5 protein-coding genes are annotated in these 8,193 nt (G+C 64.8%); 3 read left to right on the forward strand and 2 right to left on the reverse strand.

Annotated elements, in window-relative coordinates:
* Positions 1 to 45: 45 nt before the first annotated feature.
* On the reverse strand, positions 46 to 2,775 hold the full coding sequence (gene mutS / locus NKI96_RS31580; protein WP_023822845.1) for a DNA mismatch repair protein MutS: 2,730 nt from the start codon (positions 2,773 to 2,775) through the stop codon (positions 46 to 48).
* Between the two features lie 165 nt (positions 2,776 to 2,940).
* Here mutS and NKI96_RS31585 point away from each other — a divergent pair, with 165 nt between their 5' ends.
* The 3 genes from NKI96_RS31585 (at position 2,941) to NKI96_RS31595 (ending at position 7,742) form a co-directional block, all read left to right on the forward strand.
* Positions 2,941 to 4,158, forward strand: coding sequence for a glycosyltransferase family protein (locus tag NKI96_RS31585; RefSeq protein WP_050589195.1), 1,218 nt, complete (start codon positions 2,941 to 2,943; stop codon positions 4,156 to 4,158).
* A gap of 106 nt (positions 4,159 to 4,264) precedes the next feature.
* Complete coding sequence (locus tag NKI96_RS31590; protein WP_352807692.1) at positions 4,265 to 6,544, forward strand: NADP-dependent malic enzyme; 2,280 nt, start codon at positions 4,265 to 4,267, stop codon at positions 6,542 to 6,544.
* Between the two features lie 124 nt (positions 6,545 to 6,668).
* Positions 6,669 to 7,742, forward strand: coding sequence for a GGDEF domain-containing protein (locus NKI96_RS31595; protein ID WP_023746643.1), 1,074 nt, complete (start codon positions 6,669 to 6,671; stop codon positions 7,740 to 7,742).
* A 71-nt stretch (positions 7,743 to 7,813) separates the two neighbouring features.
* Here the strand turns inward: NKI96_RS31595 and NKI96_RS31600 are convergent.
* Positions 7,814 to 8,193: PfkB family carbohydrate kinase (locus NKI96_RS31600; protein ID WP_352807694.1), on the reverse strand; the 380-nt coding region annotated here is incomplete at its 5' end.

Below are 8,193 nucleotides of genomic sequence, written 5' to 3' on the forward strand. Positions count from 1 at the left end.
CGAGCATTGTACCAATCGGTACAATTGATCAAGGCTGAAATCGGACTAGGTTTTCCCCGCCAGCCCCTTCAGCCGGTAGAGTGCTTCCAGCGCCTCGCGCGGCGTCATCTCGTCTGGATTGATCTCGCCCAGCGCTGCGCCCAGTGCGTCGCTCTTCACAGGCTTTGCCGCTTCCCGCTTCATTGCCACCGAAAACAGCGGCAGATCGTCGACCAGCCGGTTGGCCTTGCCGGAGACATCGCCTTCCTCGAGCTGATGCAGCACCTCTTTGGCCCGGCCGACCACCGCTTCCGGCAGACCGGCAAGGCGAGCGACCTGAACGCCATAGGAGCGATCGGCGGCACCCTTGCCGACCTCGTGCAGGAAGACCACGTCGCCTTCCCACTCCTTGACCCGCATCGTGACATTGTGCAGTCGCGGCAGCTTGCCGGAGAGTGCCGTCATTTCGTGGAAATGAGTGGCGAAGATCGCCCGGCAGCGGTTCTTCTCGTGCAGGTACTCGACTGCCGCCCAGGCGATCGACAGGCCATCGAACGTGGCGGTGCCGCGACCGATCTCGTCCAGGATCACCAGCGCCCGTTCGCCGGCCTGGTTGAGGATCGCCGCCGTCTCGACCATCTCGACCATGAAGGTCGAACGGCCACGCGCCAGATCGTCCGAGGCGCCGACGCGCGAGAACAACCGGTCGACGACGCCGATATGGGCCGATGTCGCCGGCACGAAGGAACCGGTTTGGGCGAGGATGGCGATCAGTGCGTTTTGCCGCAGGAAGGTCGACTTACCGCCCATATTCGGGCCGGTCAGCAGCCAGATCGCGCCGGCCTTAGCGCCGTCTTGCGGCGACAGATCGCAATCATTGGCGACGAACGGCCCTTCGCCCGAGCGCCGCAGCGCCTGTTCCACCACAGGATGGCGCCCGCCCGAAATGTCGAAGGCAAGGCTGGAATCGACCAGCGGCCGGCACCAGGCTTCGCTCTCCGACAACAGCGCGAGCGCCGCCGACACGTCGAGCACGGCGAGCGCATCGGCGCCGGCGCGGATCTTCTGCGCCTCGCCGACCGCCTCAGCCGTCAGCGTATCGAAAGCGGCAAGCTCGATGCTCAGCGCCCGGTCGGCGGCATTGGCGATCTTGGTCTCGAGTTCGGCAAGTTCGGTCGTGGTGAAACGCATGGCATTGGCCATGGTCTGGCGGTGGATGAAGCGCGCCTTGGCGCCGTCGCTTCCGGTCATGATCGAATGGTGGTTGGCCGTCACCTCGATGTAATAGCCCAGCACATTGTTGTGGCGGATTTTCAGCGAGCGGATGCCGGTCTCCTCGATCAGCGAGCGCTCCAGTCCGGCGATCACCTTGCGCGATTCGTCGCGCAGCGCCCGCATTTCGTCGAGCTCGGCATGGTAGCCGCCGCGCACGAAGCCGCCGTCGCGCCTGAGCAGCGGCAGTTCCTCGCCAAGAGCCTGGGCCAGATGCTTGGCCAGCGCACGCGGCAGCGCCTTTATCGCGGCAAGTGCCGCTGTCAGCTCCGCGGGCAGGACGGCCGTTCCGAACAGTTCGGCAATGGTGGCCGCCGCTTCGAAGCCGGCACGCAGCGCGCCGAGATCGCGCGGGCCGCCGCGGTTGAGTGCCAGCCGCGACAGTGCCCGCGGCATGTCGGCGACGCTCTTCAGGCCTGACCGCACCGCCTGGCAAAGCTGCGTCTCCGCACGGAAGAACGACACAGAATCGAGCCTGGCGCCGATCGCCGCCGGGTCAGTTAGCGGCGCCATCAGCCGGTCGGCGAGCAGCCTGGCGCCGCCGCCGGTGACCGTGCGGTCTATAGCCTTGAACAGCGAGCCGTCGCGGCTGCCCGACAGCGTGCGCAACAGTTCCAGATTGCCGCGTGTCGCAGGATCGATGAACAGCGTCGAGCCCTGCTCCTCGCGTTCGGGACGCGACAAAGGCGGCCGCTCGGCCTTCTGCGTCTTTTCGACATAGGCGATGGCGCCCGAGATCGCCGACAATTCGGCGCGCGAGAAGGCACCGAAACTGTCAGGCGTCGCCACTTCGAAGAAGCGCGCGATCCGCCCCGCTGCCGAAGCCGAATCGAAAAGCGACGGCGGCTGCGGGCTGGCGACGCGGCCGATGACGTCGAACACCGGCTTCAACTCGGGATCGTAAAACACCGGCTCGGCGACGATCAGCTCGCGCGGGTCGACGCGGAAGACATCGGCCAGCAGGCGGTCGGTCGTGGTTTCGGCGACGCGGAAGACGCCGGTCGAGATCTCGATCCAGGCCAGGGCGAAGGCGTCACCGCTGTTGCCGCCCTTCACCCGCCCTAGCGCCATCAGGAAGCTCGATTCCGACGGCGCCAGCAATTTATCCTCGGTGATGGTGCCTGGCGTCACCAGGCGCACCACGTCACGGCGTACGACCGATTTGCCGCCGCGCTTCCTGGCTTCCGCCGGGTCCTCGATCTGCTCGCAGACGGCAACGCGAAAACCTTGGCCGATCAGCTTTTGCAGATAGTCGTCGGCCGCATGCACCGGCACGCCGCACATCGGAATGTCGTTACCCTGGTGCTTGCCGCGCTTGGTCAGGACGATGCCCAGCGCCTTGCTCGCCTTTTCGGCGTCGTCGAAGAACAGCTCGTAAAAATCGCCCATGCGGTAGAACAGCAGAGAATCCGGGTTCGCCGCCTTGATCTCGATAAACTGCTCCATCATCGGCGTGACGCCGGCGGCGGGCGCAGGCGGTGTCACCTCGGGGGCGTCGGTTTCTGCTGAAGTGTGCATGTTCATGCCCGCACGCTAGCAGATGTGGGTGCGGGGTTTAATGCCGGCGGCCCGAAAAGCAGGGGACGACCGGCCTCGACGGCGGCTTGTGCTCCCTCTACGCCGGGTGAAGCCGTTGGTTGCTTCGGGCGCCAACCAGACCCTATGATCGCCATGGCGGGGATAAGCGGCATGGATCAGGACAAACAGGAGGCGTTCGAAGAGCTGGTCGGTCCGGCTGGATCGGCGCTTGAGCGCCTGCTGCTGTTGGCGGCGCGGCGCGTCCACCGCACCAAAAGCAAGCTTAGGGGGACAGTGCGCAAGCGCGTCCCCTTCCTCCTGCCGAAACACGGACCGCTGTCCGATGTCGATGGCGGCATCGAGATGTCGCTGCATGTGCTCAGCCGCGACCCGCTGGTGCTCTATGTCCCGATTGGCGGAGCCCGTCCGCTCTATCCGCTGGCGGCCCTTGGCCGGCGCCTGGCGGGACGGCGCGTCACCTTCCTGACGATGCAGACCTGGACCATGGAGCGGCCGGCGGTCATCTCCCGGATGGGCCGCGACCTCGCCTGGTACGCCGGCCGCTTTCCGCTGCACGAGATCATCTTCCTGTGCAACACCGAGGAAGAGCGCCGTCTCGTCGCGGCTGCGGGCGGCAATGCCATCTTCTCCAACCACAATCTGATGGTATCGGAGGATATCTTCCGGCCGCTGCCGGACGTGCCGGTCGAATTCGACGCCGTCTACAATGGCCGCATCTCGCCGATCAAACGCCATCACCTGGCCTTCGACATAGAGCGGCTGGCCCACATCACCTATTCGATCGGCGAATTGCCGCCGGTTGCCGCCCGCGCCTTTGTCCGGCGACTGCAGGCGCAATCGCTGCTGCACCAGATCGCCAATCCGCTCGTCGACGGCTGGCCGGGCAAGCTGACGGCGCAACAGGTCAACCACGTCTACAACCAGGCCGCCGTCGGGCTGTGCCTGTCGGCCGTGGAAGGAGCGATGTACTCCTCGATGGAATATCTGATGGCCGGCCTTCCGATCGTCAGTACGCCGAGCCTTGGCGGTCGCGACGTCTATTTCGATCCGGATTATTGCATCGTCGCCGATCCGGAACCGGCTGCCATTCGCCGCGCCGTCGAGACGCTGCGAGATCGTGCCATACCGCGTCAGCAGATCCGCCGCCGCACGCTGGAGAAGGTTCACGCCCAGCGCATCGAACTCATGGCGTTCCTGACTGCATTGCTGCGGCGCAAGGGAAGCCGTGCGCCACCCATCGAGACGTGGCCTTTCCCCGGCACAGACGGCATGATGCGGCGGGGAACGGTGCGCGAAATCGCTGCCTTCGTCAGCGAGCCAGAGCCGACGTGGCGCCGTTCGACTTCGGGAGATTCGCTGCGGGCGTGAAGATCGCTTGGCGATTTACAGCGGTGGCGTGTAGCCTTGATCCAGAAGTTTCAAAAACACGCACCCGTCTCAAGGGGGCGACACCGGCGAGGAAATCAAAAGCATCATGGCCAAGAAAACCGAAAATAGCGGCCCCTCCGTCAGCGCCGAGGAGGCGCTGGAATTCCACGCCATGGGCCGCCCCGGCAAGCTGGAGATCGTCGCCACCAAGGCGATGGCGACGCAGCGCGATCTGAGCCTCGCCTATTCGCCGGGTGTCGCGGTTCCTGTGCTGGCCATTGCCGAAGACCCCAGCCGCGCTTTCGACTACACGACGCGCGGCAACATGGTCGCCGTCATATCCAACGGCACCGCCATTCTCGGCCTCGGCAATCTCGGCGCGCTGGCCTCCAAGCCGGTTATGGAAGGCAAGGCGGTGCTGTTCAAGCGTTTCGCCGATGTCGACTCCATCGACCTCGAAGTCGACACCGAGGATGCCGACGAGTTCATCAATTGCGTGCGCTTTCTTGGGCCGTCTTTCGGCGGCATCAACCTGGAAGACATCAAGGCGCCGGAATGCTTCATCATCGAGCAGCGCCTGCGCGAACTGATGGACATCCCGGTCTTCCACGACGACCAGCACGGCACCGCCATCATCTCGGCCGCCGGGCTGATCAACGCGCTGGAGATCACCGGCCGCGACATGAAGACCACGAAAATGGTCTGCAACGGCGCCGGTGCGGCCGGTATCGCCTGCATCGAACTGATGAAGGCGATGGGCTTTGCCCCCGACAACATCATTCTGTGCGACACCAAGGGCGTCGTCTACCAGGGTCGCACCGAAGGCATGAACCAGTGGAAGTCGGCGCATGCGGTCAAGACCGACACGCGCAGCCTGGCCGAGGCGCTGGATGGCGCCGACGTCTTCCTCGGCCTGTCGGCCAAGGGCGCATTGACCACCGAGATGGTGCAGTCGATGGCCAAGAACCCGATCATCTTCGCCATGGCCAATCCCGACCCGGAGATCACGCCGGAGGAAGTGGCCGAAATCCGCACCGACGCCATCATGGCCACCGGGCGTTCCGACTACCCCAACCAGGTCAACAATGTGCTGGGCTTCCCCTACATCTTCCGCGGTGCGCTGGATGTCAGGGCCACCACCATCAATGACGACATGAAGATCGCCGCAGCGAGAGCGCTGGCCGACCTGGCGCGCAAGGACGTGCCCGACGATGTCGCCGCCGCCTATCAGGGCAACCGGCCGAAATTCGGCCCCAACTACATCATCCCGGTGCCGTTCGATCCGCGCCTGATCTCGGCCATCCCGCTCGCGGTGGCCAAGGCGGCGATGGAGTCGGGCGTCGCCCGCAAGCCTATCCTCGACCTCGACCGCTACGCGCAGGAGCTGTCGGCCCGCCGCGACCCGATCGCCTCGACCTTGCAGCGCATCTACGATCGCGTCCGCCGCCAGCCCAAGCGCATCGTCTTTGCCGAGGGCGAGGAAGAACAGGTGATGCGCGCCGCCGTCTCCTATGTGAACCAGAAGCTCGGCACCGCGATCCTGCTCGGCCGCGACGATGTCATCAAGGAAAACGCCAGGCACGCCGGCATCGACCTCAACAAGCAAGGCATCGAGATCATCAATGCCAGGCTGTCGCGCCGCAACGGCATCTATACCGATTATCTCTACGAGCGCATGCAGCGCAAAGGCTTCCTGTTCCGCGACTGCCAGCGGCTGATCAACAACGACCGCAACCATTTCGCTGCCTGCATGGTGGCGCTGGGCGATGCCGACGGCATCGTCACCGGCGTCACTCGCAACTATTCCACGGCACTTGACGATATCCGCCGCGTCATCGACGCCAAGCCCGGCCACCGCGTCATCGGTGTCTCGATCGTGCTCGCGCGGGGTAAGACAGTCCTCGTCGCCGACACCGCCGTGCACGATATGCCCAATGCCGAGCAGATCGCCGATATCGCCGAGGAGGCGGCGGGCTTCGCCCGCCGCATGGGCTACGAGCCGCGGCTCGCCATGCTGGCCTATTCGACCTTCGGCCACCCGCAGGGCGAACGCTCCGAGCGGGTGCAGGAAGCGGTGCGCATCCTCGACAAGCGCCGCGTCGATTTCGAATATGACGGCGAGATGGCCGCCGACGTTGCGTTGAACGCCCGTGCCATGGCGCAGTATCCGTTCATCCGGCTGACCGGCCCTGCCAATGTGCTGATCATGCCGGCGTTCCACTCGGCCTCTATCTCGACCAAGATGCTGCAGGAACTCGGCGGCTCCACCGTCATCGGCCCGCTGCTGGTCGGCTTGAACAAACCGGTCCAGATCGTCTCGCTCAACGCCAAGGATTCGGACATCGTCAACATGGCTGCGATCGCGGCCTATAGCGCGGGAGCCTGATTGGCGGCAAAATCGCCAACCCATAAGAGATTGATAATATTCGGCTGCTATAGGGAACGTTCTCGCCCCCTATGGCCTTATGGCATTGGCGGCGCGCTCAGACCGCCAAAACGGGGGTGCGGCCATGAAGCATGACACGGCATCTGTGGTCGGCCAGGGGGTCTATCACGACGAGCGCCTGGATGCGCTGCTGAGCATCACCGGCCGCATGGACGGTTATCTCTACCGTTGCCGCAACGATGCGTCCTACACCATGCTCTACATCAGCGACGGCATTTTCACCGTCAGCGGTTATCGGCCGAGCGACTTCATTCAAAATGCCGTGCGCGACTATGTCTCGGCCATCCACCCGGATGATCTCGCTGCCGTCTATGCCGCCGTCGATACCGCGCTCGAGGCGCGCTGCAACTGGAACGTCGACTACCGCATCGTGCCGCAGGTCGGCGAGCCGCTCTGGGTCCGCGAGATCGGCGGCGGCGTCTGGGACGAGGCAGGCGAACTGGAATTCCTGGAAGGTTTCGTCGTCGACATCAGCGACCGCAAGGTCGTCGAGGATCTCAACGCCGAGCTGCTGCTCGAACTCAAGGCCGCCAATGAGGAACTCTCCGTACAAAAGCGCGAGATCGAGCTGGCCAAGCAGCACAGCGACCACTCGGCCAACCACGATGCATTGACCGGCCTGCCCAACCGGCGCGCCTTTCACAACGAGCTGAGGTCGGTGATCGACCGCTGCGACAGCACCGGCCAGGCGGCCGGCCTGCTGTTCATCGACCTCGATAGGTTCAAGAAGGTCAACGACACGCTCGGCCACGAGGCCGGCGACGCGCTGCTGCATGAGGTGGCGGGTCAGCTTCGCACCGTCCTGCGCAGCGCTGATTTCGTGGCGCGGCTCGGTGGAGACGAGTTCGCATTCCTGTTTTCAGGAGAGGCTAGCCGGGCCCGACAGAAGGCCGTGGGCGTCGCCGAACGTATCCTGGAAAAGCTGCGGATCAAGGTGCCGACGCCGAATGGTGCCATCCATGTTGGTTGCACCGTTGGCGTCGCCATCTACCCGGCGGAAGCGTCCGATTCGGAGGCGCTGATAACGCTCGCCGACCGACTGATGTACATCGGCAAAAAGAGCGGCCGCAACCGGCTGGTCACCGCCGGGGCTTTGGAACCCGGGCCTACGTCCGACGACCTTCGCCGCACCGCCTGAGCGGAGCGCCGGACAGCCTCAACCGGCGGGCACCCCTCATCTGGCTCGGCGCTGCGCGCCGAAAGACGGCCCTACAGCAACCCCGCCAATTGGGCCGCGCTGCGCAGGTTTTGCCGCGGCCGTGGCCCGAGCTGCTGGATCACCAGCCCGGCGGCCAGCGAGCCGAGATCGCCGCAATCCTTCAGGCTGCGCCCCGAGGTGTAGCCGTAGAGGAAACCGGCGGCATAGAGGTCGCCGGCGCCGGTGGTGTCGACCAGTTCGCGGATCGTCGTCGCCTGAATGGTGACGGTCTCGTCGCCGCGCACGATCACTGAGCCTTTTTCGGAGCGGGTGACGGCGGCAATCTTGCAGTCTTTGCGGATAGCCGCCAGCGCCTCGTCGAAGGATTTTGTCTGGTAGAGCGACTTGATCTCGTGGCTGTTGGCAAAGACGATGTCGACAGTGCCCGAGC

It is taken from the genome of Mesorhizobium sp. M0292 (assembly GCF_040321695.1).
Taxonomy (GTDB): Bacteria; Pseudomonadota; Alphaproteobacteria; order Rhizobiales; family Rhizobiaceae; genus Mesorhizobium.